The 21,208-nt window shown below is 66.6% G+C and carries 17 protein-coding genes; 3 read left to right on the plus strand and 14 right to left on the minus strand.

Features of this window, described 5'->3' with window-relative positions:
* Nucleotides 1-38 precede the first annotated feature (38 nt).
* The 4 genes from cysS to betC all read right to left on the minus strand — a co-directional run bounded on the left by cysS (nucleotide 39) and on the right by betC (nucleotide 5,762).
* Nucleotides 39-1,451 carry a cysteine--tRNA ligase gene (gene cysS / locus ACTJLD_RS13690; RefSeq protein WP_440659014.1) on the minus strand — a complete coding sequence of 471 codons (1,413 nt, stop codon included), beginning with the start codon at nucleotides 1,449-1,451 and terminating at the stop codon, nucleotides 39-41.
* A 361-nt stretch (nucleotides 1,452-1,812) separates the two neighbouring features.
* Entirely contained in the window at nucleotides 1,813-2,952 is a 1,140-nt protein-coding gene (locus ACTJLD_RS13695; RefSeq protein ID WP_027789718.1) for a porin, read from the minus strand.
* Between the two features lie 260 nt (nucleotides 2,953-3,212).
* Entirely contained in the window at nucleotides 3,213-4,181 is a 969-nt protein-coding gene (gene choX / locus ACTJLD_RS13700) for a choline ABC transporter substrate-binding protein (RefSeq protein ID WP_440659015.1), read from the minus strand.
* Nucleotides 4,182-4,226: 45 nt separating this feature from the next.
* Nucleotides 4,227-5,762, minus strand: coding sequence for a choline-sulfatase (gene betC, locus ACTJLD_RS13705; RefSeq protein ID WP_440659016.1), 1,536 nt, complete (start codon nucleotides 5,760-5,762; stop codon nucleotides 4,227-4,229).
* Between the two features lie 288 nt (nucleotides 5,763-6,050).
* Here betC and ACTJLD_RS13710 point away from each other — a divergent pair, with 288 nt between their 5' ends.
* Nucleotides 6,051-6,956 (plus strand): choline sulfate utilization transcriptional regulator, encoded by a 906-nt coding sequence (locus ACTJLD_RS13710; RefSeq protein WP_027789721.1) that lies wholly within the window; start codon nucleotides 6,051-6,053, stop codon nucleotides 6,954-6,956.
* Between the two features lie 272 nt (nucleotides 6,957-7,228).
* Entirely contained in the window at nucleotides 7,229-8,116 is an 888-nt protein-coding gene (purU, locus tag ACTJLD_RS13715; protein WP_059698426.1) for a formyltetrahydrofolate deformylase, read from the plus strand.
* Nucleotides 8,117-8,253: 137 nt separating this feature from the next.
* Here purU and ACTJLD_RS13720 read toward each other — a convergent pair whose 3' ends face one another.
* The 6 genes from ACTJLD_RS13720 to ACTJLD_RS13745 all read right to left on the minus strand — a co-directional run bounded on the left by ACTJLD_RS13720 (nucleotide 8,254) and on the right by ACTJLD_RS13745 (nucleotide 14,496).
* A complete protein-coding gene (locus ACTJLD_RS13720) occupies nucleotides 8,254-8,907 on the minus strand; it encodes a nucleoside triphosphate hydrolase (RefSeq protein ID WP_060349662.1) in 654 nt (217 codons plus the stop codon).
* On the minus strand, nucleotides 8,904-9,797 hold the full coding sequence (locus tag ACTJLD_RS13725; RefSeq protein ID WP_060173732.1) for a sugar phosphate isomerase/epimerase family protein: 894 nt from the start codon (nucleotides 9,795-9,797) through the stop codon (nucleotides 8,904-8,906). The genes ACTJLD_RS13720 and ACTJLD_RS13725 overlap by 4 nt, the downstream gene beginning before the upstream one ends.
* Nucleotides 9,794-10,852 (minus strand): ABC transporter permease, encoded by a 1,059-nt coding sequence (locus ACTJLD_RS13730; RefSeq protein ID WP_104766921.1) that lies wholly within the window; start codon nucleotides 10,850-10,852, stop codon nucleotides 9,794-9,796. Before ACTJLD_RS13730 ends, ACTJLD_RS13725 begins: the two co-directional genes overlap by 4 nt.
* Nucleotides 10,853-10,854: 2 nt before the next feature.
* On the minus strand, nucleotides 10,855-11,862 hold the full coding sequence (locus ACTJLD_RS13735; protein ID WP_060173696.1) for an ABC transporter permease: 1,008 nt from the start codon (nucleotides 11,860-11,862) through the stop codon (nucleotides 10,855-10,857).
* Nucleotides 11,855-13,420: a sugar ABC transporter ATP-binding protein gene (locus ACTJLD_RS13740; RefSeq protein ID WP_440659018.1), complete on the minus strand. Its 1,566-nt coding sequence runs from the start codon at nucleotides 13,418-13,420 to the stop codon at nucleotides 11,855-11,857. Before ACTJLD_RS13740 ends, ACTJLD_RS13735 begins: the two co-directional genes overlap by 8 nt.
* An 83-nt stretch (nucleotides 13,421-13,503) precedes the next feature.
* Nucleotides 13,504-14,496: a substrate-binding domain-containing protein gene (locus tag ACTJLD_RS13745; RefSeq protein WP_081081290.1), complete on the minus strand. Its 993-nt coding sequence runs from the start codon at nucleotides 14,494-14,496 to the stop codon at nucleotides 13,504-13,506.
* Between the two features lie 211 nt (nucleotides 14,497-14,707).
* Here ACTJLD_RS13745 and ACTJLD_RS13750 point away from each other — a divergent pair, with 211 nt between their 5' ends.
* Nucleotides 14,708-15,781, plus strand: a complete 1,074-nt coding sequence (locus ACTJLD_RS13750) for a substrate-binding domain-containing protein (RefSeq protein WP_060173698.1) — start codon at nucleotides 14,708-14,710, stop codon at nucleotides 15,779-15,781.
* A gap of 128 nt (nucleotides 15,782-15,909) precedes the next feature.
* Here ACTJLD_RS13750 and ACTJLD_RS13755 read toward each other — a convergent pair whose 3' ends face one another.
* The 4 genes from ACTJLD_RS13755 to ACTJLD_RS13770 form a co-directional block, all read right to left on the minus strand.
* Nucleotides 15,910-17,565 (minus strand): APC family permease, encoded by a 1,656-nt coding sequence (locus ACTJLD_RS13755; RefSeq protein WP_027789724.1) that lies wholly within the window; start codon nucleotides 17,563-17,565, stop codon nucleotides 15,910-15,912.
* Nucleotides 17,566-17,743: 178 nt separating this feature from the next.
* The gene (locus ACTJLD_RS13760) at nucleotides 17,744-18,607 is read right to left on the minus strand and encodes a glycine betaine ABC transporter substrate-binding protein (protein ID WP_027789725.1); all 864 of its coding nucleotides are present in this window, start codon (nucleotides 18,605-18,607) and stop codon (nucleotides 17,744-17,746) included.
* Between the two features lie 134 nt (nucleotides 18,608-18,741).
* Nucleotides 18,742-19,890 carry a hybrid-cluster NAD(P)-dependent oxidoreductase gene (locus tag ACTJLD_RS13765; RefSeq protein WP_124838692.1) on the minus strand — a complete coding sequence of 383 codons (1,149 nt, stop codon included), beginning with the start codon at nucleotides 19,888-19,890 and terminating at the stop codon, nucleotides 18,742-18,744.
* 26 nt (nucleotides 19,891-19,916) lie between these two features.
* Nucleotides 19,917-21,158 carry an aromatic ring-hydroxylating oxygenase subunit alpha gene (locus ACTJLD_RS13770; protein ID WP_059649812.1) on the minus strand — a complete coding sequence of 414 codons (1,242 nt, stop codon included), beginning with the start codon at nucleotides 21,156-21,158 and terminating at the stop codon, nucleotides 19,917-19,919.
* Nucleotides 21,159-21,208 lie beyond the last annotated feature (50 nt).

The raw sequence follows: 21,208 nt of genomic DNA on the forward strand, positions 1-21,208 counted from the left end.
TCGGGCACGGGATCTTCCGATGCAGGCGGCCGCGGGCTTCAGCGGGGCGGAACGCCCTCGTCGGTCGCACCGCCGGCAATGCCGAACAGGCGTTGACCTTCCGGAGTGTCCTCGACTCGCCAACCCTGCGCGCTCAACGCTTCCCGTATCCGGTCGGCCTGCACCCAGTCCTTGTCCGCTCTCGCGCGCTCGCGTTCGGCGAGCAACCCGCGAACGTATTCCGGAATGTCGGGCGCAACCGGCCGCCATGCGCGCAGACCGAGGCCCAGCACGGCGTCGAAGCTGTCCACGGTCGCTTTCAGCGTCGCGGGTGGCAGGTTGCTCCTGACCAGATCCCAGAGCACCGCGAGCGCCCTGGGCAGATTCAGGTCTTCGTTCACTTCGGCGTCGAATCGCGCGGCGAAATCCGCATCGACGCGCCCTCCGTCCGGCCAGCCGGCATACAGGTGCCGAAGCCGGGTCAGCGCGGTGTGCGCGGCATCGAGCGACGCCCACGTGAAATGCAGCTTGCTCCGGTAATGGGCCGTCAGGCACAGGTAACGGTACGCGAGCGGGTCGATATTCCGGCTCTGCAAGGTCTGGAGACGAACGAAATCGCCGCTCGACTTCGACATCTTCGTATCGGCGTCGAGCGTCAGGAAGTGCCCGTGCATCCAGTAATTCGCGAGGTTCGTGCCGTGGGCCGCCCGCGTCTGCGCGATCTCGTTGCTGTGGTGCACGGCGATGTGATCCTCGCCGCCGCAATGGATATCGAACAACGTCCCGAGATACTTCGCCGACATCGCCGAGCATTCGATATGCCAGCCCGGAAAGCCGCGCCCCCACGGGCTGTCCCATTCCATCTGCCGCTTGACGCCGGCCGGGCTGAACTTCCACAACGCAAAATCCGTGATGCTCCGCTTGTCGCCCAGCGCAACCCGCTTGCCCGCCTGCAACCCCGCGCGGTCGAGCCGCGCGAGATAACCGTAGTCATCCTGCCGACTGGTGTCGAAGTAGAGGCCGTCGTCCGTGCGATAGACGTAGCCGCCCCGGTCGAGCGTATCGATGAACGCGATCTGTTCGGCGATGTGATCCGTGGCGCGGCACCAGACCGTCGGCTCGAGCAGGTGGAGCGCGCGCCAGTCCCGCACGAAAGCGTCGGTGTAGCGCCGGGCGATGGCCCACGCCGATTCCCCAGTCCGGCGGCTGCCCTTTTCCATCTTGTCTTCGCCTTCGTCCGCATCCGAAGTCAGGTGGCCGACGTCGGTGATGTTGACGACGTGCCGCACCTCGTATCCGTTGCGCACCAGTACGCGGCGCAGGAGATCCTCGAACACGTAGGTTCTCAGGTTGCCGATGTGGGCGTCGTCGTAGACCGTGGGGCCGCAGCAGTACATGCCGACCTGCCCGGCCCGGATTGGCGTGAACGGGCGTACGGTACGCGACCAGGTGTCATACAGCGCAAGCGGCATCGAGTTTCTCCGTCCGAAGGTGTCGGCCCCAAAAACAAAAAGGCCGCCTGTCTTGCATCACAGGCGGCCGGAAGGCGATTGCTTGAATGTTCAGCGAGTTCGCTGGACGCAACTTCCCCCTGGCATGTTCTGACAACATGCGCGGAGCAGCGACGAGAGGAAATGGGCGCGATCAAGCATGGGGACGATGCTAGCGTCTATAGACGGCACCGGTCAATACCGTCGGGCAGTCGCCCGGCAGCGGGCCGTGACCGGACGGCTCTCGTGCCCGCTCCCCCCCGTCAGGCAAAAAAAAGCGCGAACCTCGGTTCGCGCCAAAGAGAGACCTCGCTGAAGACGTCACAACCTCACACCACCCCGCTCAGAACGAATGGCGCATCCCGATCCGCACGTCGGCCTGCGTCTGCGTCGTCGACGGCGTGAAGCTGTAGCCGACCACCGCATCGACGCCTTGCGACGCGCGCAGGTAATCGCCGGAGATATACACGTCGGTACGCTTCGACAGCAGGTAATGCAGGCCCGCCGTGCCCTGGTTCCAGTGATGGCCTTCGAAGCGCGTGTGCTGGTAGCCCGCGATCAGGCTCAGCGCCGGCGTGAACTGGTACAGGCCGCCGCCTTCATACACCTGCATGTGCGACGACTGGCCGAAACCCTTGATCGTCGTGTACGAGAAGTTGGCGTCGAGCGTCAGCTTGCCGATCGTGTAGCTCGAGCCGATGCCGAACGTGCCCTGGCTGTCGACGTTCATCGGCGTGTTCGCGAACAGGTCGGTGCGTGCGCCGGTCGCCGGATCGACGGTGACGGTCTGCTGGCCGAGGAACGTGTGCGTGCCGATCATCGCGTACGGGTCGAACGCATAGATGCCGTTCGGGTTGTTCAGGCGCGTGTACGCGGCGCCGATCGAGAAGTCGCCCTTCGTGAAGCTCGCACCCGCGCTCCATGCGCTGTTGCGGTGGAAGTTGCCGGCGACGTTGCCGAACGAGTACATCGCGCCGAACTTGAAGCCGCTGAGGTCGTTCGACAGGAACTTCACCGAATTCGGCAGGCGGTCGCCGTTGAAGCGGTCGAAGTCGCCCTGGTGAATCGCATAACCGCTGCCCCACGCGGAGATGTTGTAGATCGACACGAGTTCGTTCGTGATGTCGAGCTGGTTGCCGAACGACAGCGTGCCCCAGTCGTTCTGCAGGCCGACATACGCCTGCCGGCCGAATTCGGCGCCGCCGAAGCCGAGCTGCCCGGTACCGAGGCGGAAGCCGCTCTCGAGGGTGAACACGGCCTTCAGGCCGCCGCCGAGGTCTTCCGTGCCCTTCAGGCCGAAACGGTTTCCGTACGCGACGCCGTCGTCGAACTTGACCACGTGCGAGCCGCCCGTGTTGTTCACGTACGTGATGCCCGCGTCGAGAATCCCGTACAGCGTCACACTGCTCTGCGCATGCCCGATGGCGGGCACGCAGGCCGCGCATGCAAGCGCGGCGGCTACGGCAACTTTGGTGTGCTTCATTGTCGACCACCCTCCCTGAACCGTTCGATGGAAAGAATCTCGTCCCGGCGCGTGCTGCGATGCGCCGGTGGATTCGAATTCGGTACGCCCGCTGGCTTCGGCATTTCGTTTTCCGCAATAACGCAGCCATTGGCGAAAAATACAAACCCATATTTCGCGTCACCCGTCTGAAGGCGACAACAAATGGTCACGATGCGACCCGGTCGGGAAAACACGTAGACGGGCGGCGCGGTCGAAACCGGCCGCCCGGAAGGAGGGAATCAGTGCCCGTCGAGGGCCGCGCGCACCGCCGGCAGGCCCGGAGCGCCGGCCGCCGTCGTCACGCCGTCCAGCCAGCCGGCAACCAGCGCCGGGTCGGATTTCAGCGCACGCTGCGCCGCGAGCGCGGGCGACGTCTTGTGGTCGAGCATGTCGGCGATCATCCGGTTCTCGACGTCGACGGAGAACGTCATCTGCCGGAACAGCCGCGCCAGGTTCGCGCACTGGCCGGCGAACCCGGCGCGCGTGACCGTATTGACCGTCGCGCCGCCGTAGTTCGGGCCGAAATACGCATCGCCGCCCGACAGGTAGGTCAGGTGGAACTTCGTGTTCATCAGATGCGGCTCCCAGGCCAGGAACACGATCCACCGCTTGTCGCGCACCGCGCGCTCGACCTGCGTGAGCATGCCCGTCTCGCTCGATTCGACGAGCGACCAGTTCGCGGATCCGAGCGCGTGGTCGGCGAGCAGCCGCTTGATGTTCTGGTTCGCGGGCGCGCCGGGCTCGATCCCGTAGATCTTGCCGCCGAAGCGGTCGGCGTAGCGCGCGAGATCGGCGAACGTATGCACGCCGGCGGCGGCCACGTAGTCGGGCACCGCGAGCGTGAACTTCGCGCCGCTCAGGTTCGCGTGCAGCACGTCGATCGACTTCTCGTCGACGAACGGCTTCACGAGCGGCGCCTGCGCGGGCATCCAGTTGCCGAGGAACACGTCGACCTGCCCTTTCTTGAGCCCCTGGTACGTGATCGGCACCGACAGGTTCGCCACGTCCTGCCGATAGCCGAGCGCCTTCAGCACGACGCCCGCCATCGCGTTCGTCGCATCGATGTCGGTCCAGCCGGGCGCCGCCATCTTCACGTCGCCGCACGTCTGCGGGTCGGCCGCGTGCGCAGGCTGCGTCGCCGCCACGCACGCGGCGGCGGCGAGCGCCGCGCCGATCCTTCGGATTGCTGCATTGCGTTGCCGTTTCATGGTTCGCTTCCTCCGTCGTTCTTCAATGATCGCGATGTGGTCCGTTCAACGCCCGATGCGCGGAAAGCGCGCCATCGCCTCGAGCGTGTCGAGTTCGATGTGATTGCGCATGTAGCGCTGGCTCGCGTCGGTGAACGGCTGCCAGTCCCACGCGTGGATGCGGCCCCGCGTCGTCGCCGCGTAATGGAAGCGGCGGCGCCGCTGGCTCGCGCGCACCTGCCGGTCCAGTTCGGGCAGGTTCCAGCGCTGCGCGGCTTGCGCACGGAACGCGGCCAGCACGTCCGCGGCTTCCGGCGTGCCGGCGAGGTTCGTCAGCTCGCGCGGGTCGTCGCCAAGGTGATAGAGCTGGTCGGGGTCGGCCGGGCAATGCACGTACTTCCAGTCGCCGCTGCGGATCATCACGACCGGCGCGACCGCACCTTCCGCGAGGTATTCGCCGAGCGCAACTTCGTGCGCCGGCGTGCCGTTCAGGTGCGGCACGAGGCTTGCACCGTCGACGGGGTCCGGCCAGCCGCCGGCGGGGGCGGCGCCGGCCAGGTCGACGAGCGTCGGCAGCAGGTCGACGTGCGACACCGGCCCGCGCACGCGCGCGGCGCCGAAGCGCCCCGGCGCGTGCACGATCAGCGGCACGCGGCAACCGCCCTCGAAGAACGTCATCTTGTACCAGAGCCCGCGTTCGCCGAGCATGTCGCCGTGGTCTGACGTGACGATCACGATCGTGTCGTCGGCGAATCCGCACTGTTCGAGCGCGGCCAGCACGCTGCCGAACTGCGTGTCGACGTACGAGGTTGCGCCGTAGTACGCGCGACGTGCGGCGCGGATCTGCTCGTCGGTGGGCGGCGTGCGGTCGTTCTCGCAGACGAAGCGCAGCCGCTGCGAATGCGGGTCGCTTTCCGCCGCGTCGAGGCGCACGGCCGGCAGGTCGATCTCGTCGTCGCGATAGAGATCCCAGTATTCGCGCGTGATCGCATACGGGTCGTGCGGATGGGTCAGCGACACGACCATGCAGAACGGCCGCGCATCGTGCCCGGCCGCCCGCTCGCGCGCGACGTCGTACAGCTTCTGCTTCGCGGCGAACGTGACCTCGTCGTCGAAATCGAGCTGGTTGGTGCGCACGCACGGGCCCGCGTCGAGTACCGAACTCATGTTGTGATACCAGCTTGGCCGCTCCGCCGGGCTGTCCCAGTCGGGCACCCAGCCGAAATCGGCCGGATAGATGTCGGTCGTGAGCCGCTCCTCGAAGCCGTGCAACTGGTCGGGCCCGCAGAAGTGCATCTTGCCGGACAGCATCGTCCGGTAGCCGCCTGCGCGCAGATAGTGCGCGAACGTCAGCGTTTGCGCCGGCAATTCGGCGGCGTTATCGTAGGCGCCGATCCCCGACGGCAGCTTGCCGGTCAGCAGCGAAAAGCGCGACGGCGCGCACAGCGGGCTCGCGCAATAGGCGGCGTCGAACACCACGCCTTGCGCGGCGAGACGGTCCAGCGTCGGCGTGCGCGCGACGCGATTGCCGTAGGCCGGCAGCGCGAACGGCGTAAGCTGGTCGGCCATCAGGATCAGGATGTTGGGTGTCGGGTTCGTCATCGGCAGTCGTGGGGAAAACGGTGTTCGAATGGAACGGCGCGCCGCTCGCGCAGCGAGACGTCCGGCATGACGGAAGCGGCCCGACGAAAGTGCCGCGCGGGCAGGCCGCGCTGGCTAGAATCGCGGAATGCGTTGCGTGCCCTACCGTGGAGCGGAATGTGAAGCGGGCCGTGAAGCAGCCTTTGAAGCAGCCCGTGAAGCACGTGTGCCGCACCGTCCGATGCACTATCGCCCGCCCGAATTCGCGCGGGAAGGCGTCCGGCCCTTATGGGGCCATTAGAGGGACTTATGTCGAAATCCGAACCGTTACCGTCGATGCAGGCGCTGCGCGCGTTCGAATCGGCTGCCCGGCTCGCGAGCTTCACGGCCGCCGCGCGCGAGCTCGGCTCCACCCAGCCGGCCGTGAGCCAGCAGGTGTTCCAGCTCGAGGCCGAACTGGGCGTGCCGCTGTTCGAGCGCAGCCCGCGCGGCGTCACGCTGACGGCCGACGGCGAGTGCCTGTACGAAGCGGTGCGGCTGAGCCTCGACACGCTGCGCGGCGCCACCGCGACACTGCGGGCGCGCCGCGAGCACGGCGCGCTCACGATCGTCACCGACTTCGGCTTCGCCACCTACTGGTTGATGCCGCGCCTGGCCGGGCTGAAGCGCGTGATGCCGGATGTCGACGTGCGGGTCGTCACGTCGCAGGATTACGACGCGCAGCGCGACCACGGCGACATCGCGATCCTGTTCGGCGACGGCCACTGGCCGTCGTGCACGGCCGCGCGGCTCTTTCCGGAATCGGTCACGCCCGTGTGCTCGCCCGCGTTCCGCGACGCCCACCCGCACGTCGCCCGGGCCGACCACCTGCTCGCGTTGCCGCTGCTGCACGTGCAGCCGACGCGCCCCGAGCGCTGGCTGTCGTGGTCCGGCTGGTTCGACGCGCACGGCCTCGACACGGCAGCCGCCGCGCGCGGCGTGACCTTCAACAGCTATGCGCTCGTGATCCATGCGGCGCTGCTCGGCGAAGGCGTTGCGCTCGGCTGGGCGCCGCTCGTCGACGAACTCGTCGCGTCCGGGCAGCTCGTGAAGCTCCTCGACGCGCCGGTCGTCACGTCGCGCGGCTACTTCCTCGTACGGCCGCCGCAGCGGCCCGAGCCGGACGCGACCCACGTGTTCCGGCGCTGGCTGCTCGACGCGTGCGCACCGGCCTGAACGGCCTTCCGGGCGGCCTCCGGCTACGGGCCTGACGCGCGCCCGACGCCCGCTGGACCGGCCGCGCCCGCCCCGCCCGACGCCTCCCCCGGCGCCTGCCTGAAGCCCCGCCGCCGCCCGGCCGCGCTGGCGTGCCGATACCAGCCACACGGCGGGTTGGTTCTATCCGCGCCCGAATCGTCCTGATTTACTTGAGCCTCCCGCTACCCGCGTAGCGTGGCGCCCCGTCGCGCCGCCGCGCGGGTTGCGTTCCATGACATCCGAGGAATCTCATGACCGCCGACTCACGCCCCGATCAATTCGTCCTGACGCTGTCGTGCCCGAGCGCGGCCGGCCAGGTCGCCGCCGTCGTCGGCTTTCTCGAGCGCCATCGCTGCTACGTCGATGCGCTGAACGTGTTCGACGACGATCTCAGCAATCACTTCTTCGTGCGCTGCGTGTTTCATCCGACCGATGAAACGTTGCAGATCGACGCGCTGCGCCAGGAATTCGGGCCGATCGCGACCGCGCTCGGCGGCGGCGGCGAAGGCGACACGCAATGGGCGATTCACGACGTGAATGCGCGGCCGAAGGTGCTGATCATGGTGTCGAAGCTCGAGCACTGCCTCGCGGACCTGCTGTTCCGCTGGCGGATGGGCGAGCTGAAGATGGATATCGTCGGCATCGTGTCGAACCATCCCGACTTCGAGCCGCTCGCCGCGCAACACGGCCTGCCGTTCCGCCATTTCCCGATCACGGCCGATACGAAGGCGCAGCAGGAAGCGCAATGGCTCGACTTCTTCGAGTCGAGCGGCGCCGAACTCGTGATCCTCGCGCGCTACATGCAGGTGCTGTCGCAGGAAACGAGCGCGAAGCTCGCGAACCGCGCGATCAACATCCATCATTCGTTCCTGCCCGGTTTCAAGGGCGCGAAGCCGTATCACCAGGCGCATGCGCGCGGCGTGAAGCTGATCGGCGCGACCGCGCACTTCGTCACCGACGATCTCGACGAAGGCCCGATCATCGAGCAGGTCGTCGAGCGCGTCGATCATGCGCTGCGTCCGGAGCAGTTGCTCGCGGTGGGGCGCGACGTCGAATGCATCACGCTCGCGCGTGCGGTAAAGGCGTTCATCGAGCGCAGGGTGTTCCTGAACGGCGACCGGACGGTGGTGTTTTCGTAAGCGGGCGGACTTCGCCGCCCGTCATGCGGAAGCCGACGGCACGCGCGAAGACGCCGCGCAGTGACCGGAACTTGTCGTATCGGGCGGTGGCGTTCCGTCAGCGGTGCACGCAAAGCAGGCCGCGCTTCGCCGCCCCCTCAGCCGTTATCCACGCTGAAATCCGCGCAGACGCTGCGCGACAGCACCGTATCGAGATTGACGAGATCATTGCCGTCCATCTTCGCGCGCAGCGCCGTGTCGTCCATCCCGTAACCGCGCCATCGCGCGGTCAACCGCTCGACGAGCGTCGCGCGCGGCACGTCAAGCATCACGGTGACGTCGAACGATGATCGCAGCGCATCCCACGGCGCGTCGCCGAGCAGCAGGTAGTTGCCTTCGACCAGAATCAGGCGGGCCGACGCCGGCACGACGTCCGCGCCAGCTCGCGCGATCTCCAGCGACCGGTCGAACACGGGTACCGCGACGTCGCGGCCGTCGTCCTCGCGCAAACGCGCGAGCAACGCCGCGAAGCCGTCGACGTCGAACGTATGCGGCGCGCCCTTGCGCGCACGATGGCCGCGCGCGCCCAGCACCCGGTCGTCGTAATGAAAGCCGTCCATCGCGACGATGGACGCGAACCCGGGCGCCGCGTCATCGATGCGCGCGCACAACCGCTCCACGAACGTGCTCTTGCCGGCGCCCGGCGCACCGGCGATCGCTACCACGCGCCGCGCCGCCTGCTGCGTGCGCAGGAGGTGCGCGGCCAGCGCCTCGCGGTCGATGCGTTGCGCGCCAGTCACCGCCTCGCTCACGGCAGCCGGCTCCGTTCAGCCTGCTTCAGCGCCTCGCGCGCGGACTTGAGCTGCACGCGCGTAAAGGCCAGCGCGTGCGCCGCGAGGTCGTGACTGTCTTCCCACAGGTTGCGCCAGATCGCGAGGATGCCTTCGAGCGGCTGGCCGACGACGCGCGACGAAAAACTCTCGAACGTGATCGGCCCCGTATAACCGCTGAACACCAGCGCACGAAACACCGCGGTGAAGTCGACGTTGCCCGATCCCAGATAGCCGCGATGCGAATCGCCGATGTGCACGTAACCGAGCTGCTCGCCGGTGTCGCGAATCGCCGACGTCACGTCCGACTCCTCGATATGCATGTGATACGTGTCAAGATGCACCTTCACGTTCGGTCGGCCGATGCGCCGGCACAGCTCGACACCCTGCGACGCGGTGTTGAGCACGTTCGACTCGTAGCGGTTCACGACTTCAAGCCCAAGCGTGATCCCGCTTTGCGCGGCCGTGTCCGCCACCTGCGCGAGGATGTCGGCGGACATCGCGACGCCTGTGGCCGTCGTCGGCGTGAAATTCTTCTGGAAGGCCGAATACAGGATCCCACATACATGGGTTGCGCCGCAGTCGCGTGCGACACGCAGCGCGGCCTCGAGTTTCTGCTTGCCTCGCGCGGCCTTCTGCGCGTCGCCGCTTGAAATGTCGGATTGCGCATCGAGGCCGAGCGAGAACGTGATGCCAAGGCCATGCCGTTCGAGTTCGCGCCGCGTAAACGCGGCATCGATCGAATCCGGATCGAGCGCGGGCACCTCGATGAAATCGAAGCCCGTCTCGGCCGTATGCGCGATCGCGCGTGCGCATGCGTCGCGGCTCCAGCCGGCCTCCCAGACCAGCGCATGTACGCCAAGCTTGTTCATTTCGTCTCCTTCCGTTGAGGGGGTTCGAGGCCGCCGAGCGCCGGCGTCGCGATTCGATTGCGATTGCGCGGCCGCGATGCATGTCGGGCCCATGCCCAGCGCACCAGCATCACCGCGAGCAGGAACGCACCCCACAGCGCGGTCGCGAGGTGCTGGCTCGCGCCCAGCAGGTTGAGTCCGGATGCGATCACCTGCAGGATCACGAGCGCGATCACGACCGGCACGACGCGACCGAAGCCGCCGAACGGATCGACGCGTCCGAGAAAGCAGGCGAGCACCGAGATCAGCAGGAACGCCTCGCCGTGGCCGACACGAACCGAGTTGAAGCGCGACAGCATCACGACGCCGGCCACGCCGCACATCAGCCCCGACAGCATGTAGATGCGCGTGATCGCCCGCGTGGTCGAGATGCCCGAGTAGCGCGTCGCTTCCGCATTCGAGCCGATCATCCGCGTGACGAAGCCGAGCCGCGAATACGTCATCACGACGTGCCACAGCAGCGCGCAGCCCGCGAAGATCCACAACGGCGCCGGTACGCCGAGCCACAGCCCGTTGCCCATCGCGCGGACCACCGGTGGAAACCCGGAAATGTCGCCGCCGCGCGTCAGGAATTCGCCGAGACCGCGCAGGAAGATCATCGCCGACAGCGACACGAGGATCGGGCTCGCGCCCGTATGCGCGATCACCGCGCCGATCAGCCAGCCGGCCGCGGCGCCCGTCGCGAGCGCCGCGGCGATGCCGAGCGCGACCGCCGCGATGCCGGCCTCCGGGCCGCCGTGCGACTGGATCACCCACGCCATCGCGAGCCCCGCGAGGTTCGCCGTGAACGTGACGGCGAGATTGAAGCCGCCGGACACCAGCGGCATCAGCATCGCCAACGTGAACAGGCCGAGCTCGGGTAGCTGGAACGCGATCGACGCGAACGTGCCGCCCGTCAGGAAGCGATCGGACGCGACGCTCATCGCCGCGACGACGCACGCGAGAAAACCCAGCAGGCCGGCCACGTCGGCCGGAACGGAAAACGGCGGAAAGCGCCGGGATTCGGCGTGTTTCATGATCATGTCCTCGCGCGCGGCGACAGGAAGCGCGAGCCGACGAGCCGCGCGACGCCGTCGCTCGACACGGTGATCGCGACCAGAATGACCGCGCCGACGATCATCTTGAATGCGTACGGCGACACGCCGAGCAGGTTGAGCCCGTTCGCGGTGATCGACACGAGCAGAATGCCGAGGATCGCGCCGAGCACCGTGCCACGCCCGCCGCCGAGCCGCGCGCCGCCGAGCACGACGGCCGCGAGCACGTCCAGTTCGCGGCCGTACAGCGCGTTCGGCACGACCTCCTGCACGTAGTGCGCCTGCATCAGGCCCGCGATGCCCGCCATCATCCCGAGCCAGCCGTATGCGACGTAATGCATCGTCGCGAGATCGATGCCGACGCGCCGCGCGGCTTCCGGGTTGTCGCCGGTCGCATAGAGCTGGCGGCCGAGCGTCGTGCGCCGCAGCAGGAACCACGTTACAACCACGGCCGCAACCATCACTGCGACCGGCAGCGCGAGCGATGCGACGCCGCCCGTCGTATCGACCTGCACGAGCGTGACGCGATTCGTCCACCAGTCGGGCAAGTCGTAGATCGACACGCCGCCCGTCACGAACATCAACCCGCCGAAGAAGATGTTGAAGGTCGCGATCGTCGCGACGATCGACACGACGCGAAACCGGTAGATGATCGTCGCGTTCACCGCACCGAGCAGGATGCCGAAGCCGGCCGAGACCGCGAAGCCGAGCGCCCAGTTGCCGCCGCCGAGCCGCATCAGCGTGAGCGCCGCCAGGTACTGCACCACCGACGCGCCGACCGCGAACGAAATGTCGATGCCGCCCGCGATCAGCACGATCAGCAGCCCCACCGCGAAGATGATGTTGACCGCGCTCTGGTTGAGCAGGTCGAACAGGTTGGACAGCGTCAGGAAGGTCGGCGTCGCGATGCCGAGGCCGATCGCCATCGCGACGATCACCGCGAGCAGCCACGTTTCGGTCGAGCCGATGCCGAGTGTGCGGAGGTTACGCATGGACGTCTCGCTCGATATGATCGATCGGCGTGCCACCCGGCACGTACTCGGCGACGATGCGGCCGTCGCGCATGTGCAGGACGCGGTCCGCGTTGAAGTACACCTCGGGAATCTCGTCGGAAATCAGTACGATCGCCATGCCTTGCGCCGCGAGCCGGTGAATGATCGCGAAGATGCCGGCGCGCGCGCCGACGTCGACGCCGACCGTCGGCGAATCGAGGATCAGCAGCTTCGGCTTCGTCGCGAGCCATTTCGCGAGCACGATGCGCTGCTGATTGCCGCCCGACAGCGTCGACACCGCGTCGTCCGGGGCGCCGATCTTCACCGCGAGCCGCGCGACCCAGTCGCGGATCAGCGCATCGCGCCGCCGCGGAGAAATCAGCCCGGCCGCACCCAGCAGGTCGTCGAGTACCGCGATCGCAGTGTTGTCGCCGATCGATTGCGGCTGTACGAGGCCCAATTGCAGGCGGTCTTCCGACACATACGCGATGCCCGCGCGAATCGCGTCGCGATTGGAGCACAGCGACAGCGGCCGGCCGTCGAGCGCGATCGTGCCGGCGTCCGGTCGCGTCATCCCGAACAGCGACAGCGCAAGCTCGGTGCGCCCCGCGCCGAGACGCCCCGTCAGGCCGAGGATCTCGCCGCACCGCACCTGGAACGACACGTCTGCATACTCGCCACGCCGCGACAGCCCGTCGACGCGCAGCATCGCGGCCGCGGCCGACAGGTCCGTCGTGCGCACCGCGTAATCGAAGGTGCGCCCCGTCATCAGCTCGGTGAGCCGCGTCTGCGTCATCCCGGTCGTCGGAAACGTGCCGACATAACGACCGTCGCGCAGCACCGTCACGCGCGCGCACACGTCGAGCACTTCCGCGAGCCGATGGCTGACGAACACCACCGCGATGCCGTCGGCCGACAGGCGGCGCACGATCGCGAGCAGCGCCTGCGTCTCGGCATGGCTGAGCGACGCGGTCGGCTCGTCCATGAACACGAGACGTGCCCGGGCGACGAGCGCGCGCGCGATCGCGACAACCTGCCGCTGCGCGATCGTGAGTGTACGCACCGGCCTGCCGAGATCGAGGTCGACGCCGAGCCGCGCGAGAATCTGCCGCGCCGCGACGTTCATCCGCCCGTAGTCGACCAGCCGCGGACGCGCGCCGAGGTTCTGCTCGAACGCGATGTTCTCGGCGACCGTCATCTCGGGAAACAGCGCGAGGTCCTGCCAGATCACCTGGATGCCGAGCGCCCGCGCCCGCGCCGGATCGAGATCGCCGGCCGGTTCGCCGTCGAAGCGCATCACCGCGCCCGACTCCGGGCGATGGACGCCGCTCACGATCTTGATCAAGGTGCTCTTGCCACAGCCGTTCTCGCCGGCCAGGCACAGCACTTCGCCCGGCATCACATCGAACCGCACCTGTTGCAGCGCCTGCACGCCGCCGAACGTCTTCGACACATTGTCGAGTTCGAGCAACGGCGCATCGGCCGCGGCCCCGAACGCGGCGGGCGGCGGGTTCGCGCGGCCGGCCGCCGCGGATTCACGGGAATGGGCAGACATCATCGCTACGCTCCGGTGCGGCCTGCTATTAAACGACGGGACGAACGACTTCATCGCACGGCGCGTCGCGCCTGCGTGCAGGCCGCTCACAGTCCCTGCTTCGCGAGATCGTCGACGGTTTTCGCGTTCAGCTCGACGAGCTGGTTCACGATCAGGTTGTGACCTTCCGGATGCACGACGCCGAGCCCCGGAATCGTCATGCCGTCCTTGATCGGCTGCCCCTTCGCGAGCATCGTGCCGAGCGTGACGAACACCTCGCCTGCCTGCTCGGGGTTCCACATGTAGCCGCCGCTCAGCACGCCGTCGTGCACGAGCCGACGGCCCTGCCCCGGGGAGAACGGCCCGAGCACCACGACCTTGCCCTTCGCCTGCTTCTCGGCGACCGCACGCGCGGCACCGATCGGCCCCTGGCTGCCGAACGCCAGGATCGCCTTCAGGTTCGGGTGCGCGCGCATCAGATCGAGCGCGGTCTTGCGCGAAGCGTCCACGTCTTCGGCCACGCCGTAGCGATCGCCGACGAGCTTCATGTCCGGATAGTTGGCCTTCAGATACGCGATCGCGGCGTCGGCCCACGCGTTGTGCAGCGGCACCGTCAGCGAGCCGACGAACACCGCGTATTCGCCCTTGCCGCCCACTGCCGCCGCGAGGTTCTTCGCGTACGCTTCGCCGAAACCCTTCGCAGAGGCCAGCTCGAAATTCCAGTCGGTATTTTTCTGCTTCGGCGATTCGTGCGTGATCACCTTGATACCTGCGGCACGCGCGCGCTGCAGCACCGGCTCGAGCACCTCGGCATCGTTCGGCACCACGCCGATCACGTCGACCTTCTGCGCGATCAGATCCTCGATCGCACGCACCTGCAGCGCCGGGTCCGCGCTGGTGGGCCCGACCATGAACGCCTTCACGCCCAGTTGCTCGGCGCGCTTCCTGATACCCGCGTCCATCGCGTTGAACCACGGAATGCCGCCGATCTTCACGACGACCCCGATCACGGGCTTGTCCGGCGACGCCGACGCGATGCCCGTCGCGAGCGCGAACGCAACCACGCCCGCACATACCTTGCGCAAGAAATTCACCGACATGTCTCCTCCATCCGAAGGCGACCGTCGCCGGGCTTCAGGTCCCGGCATGGCGGTCAGTTGCTAAATCCATTCAGCAAACCGTTTGGTGTATGCTGAATCCATTTAGCTTCGACGGAAAGCAGGTGAAAACCCTGATAGGGCAACGCGCCCCGAAACGCATACCGTCGGCATCATCGGCATAAGAACCCACACGAGGGGAGCAACAACGCAGATGGCCCGCACGACTACCGGACGCAAGTCCACGATCTACGACATCGCGAAAGCAACCGGCTCGTCCACGTCCACGGTCAGCATGGTGCTGAACGGCAACTGGGCCCGCTACCGGATCAGCGAGGAAACGGCCACGCGCATTCTCGACAGCGCCAAGGCGCTCGGCTACAACGTGAACCTGAGCGCGCGCGGCCTGCGCCTGTCGCGCTCGGGACTGGCGGGCATGGTCATTCCGCACTACCGCAACCGCTTCTTCGCGGGGCTCGCCGAAACCTTCGAGGACGAGGCGCGCCGGCGCGGCCTGTGCCCGATCGTCGTCGGCACGCAGCGCGACCCGGACGTCGAACTGAATGTCGCGCAGACGCTGCTCGCGCAGCGTGTCGAACTGCTGTTCATTGCCGGCGTGCGGGACCCGGCACCGCTCAATATGCTGTGCGACGCGGCCGGCATCCCGTCGATCAACGTCGACCTGCCGGGCGCCGGTGCGCCGTCGGTCGTGTCGGACAACCGCGCGGGCGCGCGGGCGCTGACCGACGTGCTGATCGACAAGATGCTCGCGCGCGGCAATGCGCCCGACGAACTGATCCTGCTCGGCGGCATCGCCGGCGAATATGCGACCGCGATGCGGATCGCGGGCTTTCGCGACGCGTTCGCCGCGCGTGGCCTGCCGCCGCCGCCGGACGACGCGATCGAGTGCTGCGGCTACGCGCCCGCGGCCGCGCGCGAAGCGCTTGCGCGGCGCTACGACACGCTCGGCCGGCTGCCGGCCGGCATGCTAACGAACTCGATCACGTCATTCGAAGGGCTCGTGCGTTTCGCGTCGGAGCTGCCCTGGGACATCTGGCAGCGCACGGCCGTCGGCTGCTTCGACTGGGACCCGTTCGCCGCACGCCTGCCGTTCGACGTCACGATGCTGCGGCAGGACGTGCAGCGGTTGATCGCGGAAGCGTTCGCGCTGCTCGATGCGGGCGACGCCGGAGACGTCGCGCCGCATCCGGTCGTGATGGTGCCGACACGCTTCATGCGAACCCTCGACGACGACATGCGCGCCAGCGACGCAGAGCCGGCCGGCTGAGCACGCGGACACGAAATGAAGAAAGCCCGGCCGGTCCTGCGACCGGTCGGGCTTTCCGCATGCTGCGCATCACGTGCTCGCCTGGACCGCGTGCGGCGTCGGCTCCCGGCGAGTGACGTGTCAGATGCTCACTTCACCCACGCAAAGTAATACGACAACCAGATCGTCAACCCCGCCCCGACCAGCGCCGCATACGGCATCAGGTTCAGCCACATCGCGCGCTTCGGCACCTCGAGTTCCATGTCGCGCTGCATCTGCGTGGGGAACCGGCCGCGATCCTGCCAGTAATGGCGGAACAGGAATACCGGCACGATCAGCAGCATCGCGATCAGCCCGTTGCGCAGCGTGCCTTCGCCCTGCAGGTTCGCGCCCGCGCCGACATAAACGAGGTTCGCGTAGCCGCAGATCGAGCCGGCGACGAGCAGCCACGTCGGGCAGCGGAACGGTCGATCCCAGTTGCCGCGATCCATCCGGTGGATCCAGCCCGACTGAAGATTCAGGAATACGAACAGCATGTAGCAGACATTCGAGATCGACAGCACCGTCATGTAGTCCGACATCATCAGCAACACGAGGTTGAAGCCGAGATCGGTCCACATCGCGCGCGTGGGCGAGCCGTGCTCGTTCACGTGCGACAGGTACTTCGGCAGCCAGCCGTCGACCGATGCCTGGTACAGCGTGCGCGACGAGCCCATCATCGACGTCATCACGATCAGCAGGATCGACAGCATCAGCATCACGACGACCGCATTCGCGACCCACGCGCCGCCGCCGACGATCTTCGCCATCGCGGCCGCGACGCCGGTGCCGTCGCCGATCGACGGATCGAGCATCGCCTGCGTGCCGAGCGCCCCCTGGAACGCCATCGGCACGAGCGTCATCACGACGAGGCACAGCGCGCCCGACCAGAAGATCGCCTTGGCGGTATCGCGGCGCGGGTCGCGGAATTCGCGCGTGTAGCAGACGGCCGTCTCGAAGCCGTACGACGCCCAGCCGGCCATGAACATCGCGCCGAGCGCCATCGTGACGCCCTGCCCGTTCCACGAGCCGAACGTCGCGGTCGTGAGATTGCCGTGTGCGTCGTGACCGAGCGGCAGCAGCGGGAGCAGGTTCGACATCGGCACGTCGCCCGTGACGAACGGCACGATGCCGACGATCAACAGCGGCGTGAGCGACGCGATGCCGAGAATGCGCTGCGTGCGCGCCGCCTTCGATGCACCGCTGTGTTGAAGCTTGAACGTGATGAGAAGCAGGATCGTCGCGATGATGAACGTCGCATTGATCCGCAGGGACAGACCCGGCTTGATGAACCCGAGATCCGCAACCTTGAGCTGCCAGTGCAGCACCGCCGCGTTGGCGGGAAAGAGACTCGTGAGCGCATAGCTCGCCGCGAGGCCGCAGCCGAGCGCGAGCATCGGCGACCATGCGAGCCAGTTGCACCACACGGAAACCGGGGCAATCAGCTTGCTGTAACGGACCCAGCCGATCGCGCCATATACGGACGCGCCGCCCGATTTATGGGGAAATAGCCCCGATATTTCCGCATAAGTCGCGCTCTGAATCAGCCCCATCGTGATCGCGGCGATCCAGATCGCCCACGCGGGCTGGCCGATCGTCGCGCATACGCCGCCGATCGTGAACAGCACGCCTGCCGGCACGCCGCTCGTTACCCAAAAAGCGTCTTTCCAAGTCAGGCCACGATGCAGCGTGTGGCCCGTCGAATCATGTGAGATGGTTGCCTCAACATCACTGGTGCTGTTCGCACGCAGTCCTGCCTGACTCATCCAATTCCTCCTGTGATGACTCCGCACAAGGGCCGTAGTGTAACAACTTACCGGCTTTTTTGCAGAACCAAAAAAATAATTCCGGGATATGATCGCATCGCAGTGCAATTATTTCGCTGTCCTGCTGATCAATCCCGGACTGTCTCTTCGTCTATTTATTGCGGCGAATCGTCGCGGCTTACTGCACGCCTTCCGTCCACGAATTCACGCGGTCCGCATGCGCTGCAATCCATGCATCGGCAGCCGCTTCCGGCTTCGAGCCGTTCTGGATCGCGAGCATCACGCTGTCGATCTCGCCCGGCTTCCACTGGAATTTCTTCAGGAACGCGACGACCGGCTTGGCCTTCGTTTCGAGCTGAGGGTTCACGACACTGTCGACGTGCTCCGCGCCGCCGAACACCTTCTTCGGATCCTCGAGGAAGCGCAGCTTCCACTTCGCGAACATCCAGTGCGGCGCCCAGCCGGTCACGATCACCGGCTTGTTCGCGCCGACCGAGCGCGACAGCTCGGCCGTCATCGCGCTGCCCGAGCTCGGCATCAGCGTGTAGTTCAGGCCGTAGTTCTTGATCGCTTCGTCGGTCTTGCGCATCACGCCCGCGCCCGCATCGATGCCGACGATCCGGCCGCCGAAGCTGCCTTTTTCGGCATTCAGGTCGTCGATGCTCTTCGCCTTCACGTAGTCGGGGACGATCAGGCCGATCTTCGCGTCGGGAAAGTTCGCGCCGAGGTCGACGACCTTGGTCTTGTACTCGCCCCAGTAGGAACCGTGCGTGACGGGCAGCCACGCGGACAGCGTCGCGTCGAGATCGCCGCGCGCGACGCCTTGCCACATGATGCCGGCAGCGACCGGCACGAGCTTCACCTCATAACCGAGTTTCTTCTCGATCACGCGCGCCGCGACGTTCGACGTCGCAACGCTGTCGTCCCAGCCTTCGACGTAACCGATCTTCAGCGTGGGCTTCGTATCGGCGAGCGCCGATGCGCTCAGCGCCACCATCGCCGACAGTGCGCCGGTCCACATCAGTTTTCCGAACAGCTTCATGGTCGATCTCCTTGAAATGCGCACCGTGCGCGTTGTCTCTCTAGGTTCTTCAACCACAAATCCGCGGTATCGTTGTTTTCCGACGGATGCTTGTCCGGACGCGACGCGCCCGGACAGCCGATGGCGAGTTTCGACTACTTGTCGATCACGAGATCCGACAGCGGCTTGCTGCAGCACAGCAGCACCATCCCCTGGTCGATCTCGCGCTGGCGGATGCCGCCGTTGTGCTTCATTTCAACCTGCCCCGACACGAGCTTCACCTTGCAGGTGCCGCACATGCCCTGCGTGCACGACGCCGGCAGCCGCACGCCGGACTGGCGCGCCGCGTCCAGCACGTGCTGCTCCGAGCCGCATGAAATCTCGCGATTGCTCTTTGCGAAGCTGACCGTGTACTGCTTCGTATCGGTGTCGGCGCCTTCGGCCGGCGGGGCGAGATCGGCGAGCAGCTCGTCGCTTGCGGTCTGCGCGAGCGTTTCGAACGAGAAGCTCTCCTCGTGATACTGCTTGCGATCGAAGCCGGCTTCGTCGAGCAGGTCGCGCACGGCCTTCATGTACGGCGCGGGGCCGCACGTGAAGATCTCGCGCTCCATGAAATCCGGTGCGATCAGCTTCAGCAGCGGCAGCGTCAGGAAGCCCGTGACGCCCGGCCAGTTGGTGCGCGCGCCGACGCGCTCGACGACGAACGACGTGCGGAAATTCGTGTGGTTCGACGCGATCAGGTCGAGCTCGCGCGCGAAGATGATGTCGTCCGGCGTGCGTGCGCTGTGCACGAACAGGATGTCGCGATCCTCGGCGAGATCGTGGTGCGCGCGGCTCATCGACATCAGCGGCGTGACGCCCGAGCCCGCCGACAGGAACAGGTACTTGCGCGCCGGATGTCGTGCGCACGTGAATTCGCCGGCCGGGCCGAGCACGCGCACCGGTGCGCCCGGCTGCAGGTTGTCGTGCAGCCAGTTCGACACCTTGCCGCCCGGCACGCGCTTCACCGTGATCGACACCGTGTGCGGCCGCGCGGGCGACGACGAGATCGTGTAGCAGCGGTTGATCGTTTCGCCGTCGATGTCGAGTTCGAGCGTGAGGAACTGCCCGGGCTCGAACGAGAACGAGCGGCCCTGCGGCGAACGGAAGAAGAAACTCTTCACGTCGTGCGTTTCCTGCCGCACGTGGCAGCACACCAGCGTTTCCTCGACGTCGCTCGTCCAGCGCTCGGGAAGAGCGTTCCAGAACGCCGGCCGTGTGACCCGGCTGTCCGTCGGCTCGAAGTTGGCCGCATCTCGCATCATCTGTAACTCCGCTTCAGTGCTGGGTACTACGCGCCGGTTTTTTCGGCGAGCCGGCCGATATACCAGGCCGAGAATTTTTCGACGAGACCTTCCGTGAACGGCGAATACGGGCCCGGCTCGTACGCGCTGCTGGTCGCGCCGCGCTGCGAGAACTCGACGAGCGCGCGATCCTGGTCGTTCGTGGCGTTCCACACGGCCGTGAGGTTCTTCACGTCGTAGTCGATGCCTTCCTTCGCGTCCTTGTGCACGAGCCACTTCGTACGCACGAGCGTCTTGCCGGCCGACAGCGGAATCACCGAGAACGTCACGATGTGATCGCTCATGAAGTGATGCCACGAGTTCGGCTGCGTCCAGAACGACAGCCCGCCGAGGTCGGCCTTGTCGAAGCCGCCGAGCAGCTTCTTCGACGCGACCTTCGCATCGAGCGTCTGCGATTCGCCGTGGCGATCGAGCGGCAGGCGCTGCGTGCGGAAACCCGTCACGTCGAGCAGCTTCTCGATCTCGGCGGACGGCAGGCCCATCTCGGCCCACTCCTTGCCGCGCCGCACGCAGGTTTCCGCAAACGCATCCATGCCTTCCGCGTTGGCGTCGGAACGCTGGTAGCCGAAACCGTATTCGTACAGCGAGATGGTGAGCTCCGGATGGTTCGCGACGCAGTGATAGCACTCGCGGTTGTTCTCCATCGTGAGCTTCCAGTTGCCTTCCTCGATGATGTCGATCTGCGCGGCGATCTTCGTGTTCGGCAGGTCGTGCGGCAGCAGGTACGGCTCCATCTCGGCGCGCAGCTGCGCGAAATCGACCGGCGGCTCTTCGGCGAGGCAGATGAAGATCAGGCCGGCGAGGTTCTCGACGTGGACCGACTTCAGGCTGTGCTTGCAGCGGTCGAACTTCTCGCCCATGTGCTCGGCGAACATCAGCTGGCCCGTCAGGTTGTAGGTCCAGCTGTGGTACGGGCACACGATGTTGCCGACCGAGCCTTTGTCCTCGTTGCACAGGCGCGCGCCGCGGTGACGGCACACGTTGTGGAACGCGCGGATCGCCATGTCGTCGTCACGCACGATCAGGATCGAATCGCTTCCCAGTTCCACGGTCACGTAGTCGCCCGGCTCGGGAATGTCCGGCTCGACCGCCACCTGGATCCAGTGCTGGCGGAAAATCGCCTCCATGTCGAGCGCGAAGATGTCCTCGCTCGTGTAGAACGGCGCTTCGAGGCTGTAACCTTCCTTGCGCCGCTCGATCAATGCACGAATGTCTGCCGATACTTTCATCGTTTGCTCCGGATTCCTTGCATCCCTGGGTTCTTGCCGACAGGCATCAA

Origin of the sequence: Burkholderia sp. 22088, assembly GCF_052045915.1 — a bacterium.
Lineage (GTDB): Bacteria > Pseudomonadota > Gammaproteobacteria > Burkholderiales > Burkholderiaceae > Burkholderia > Burkholderia cepacia.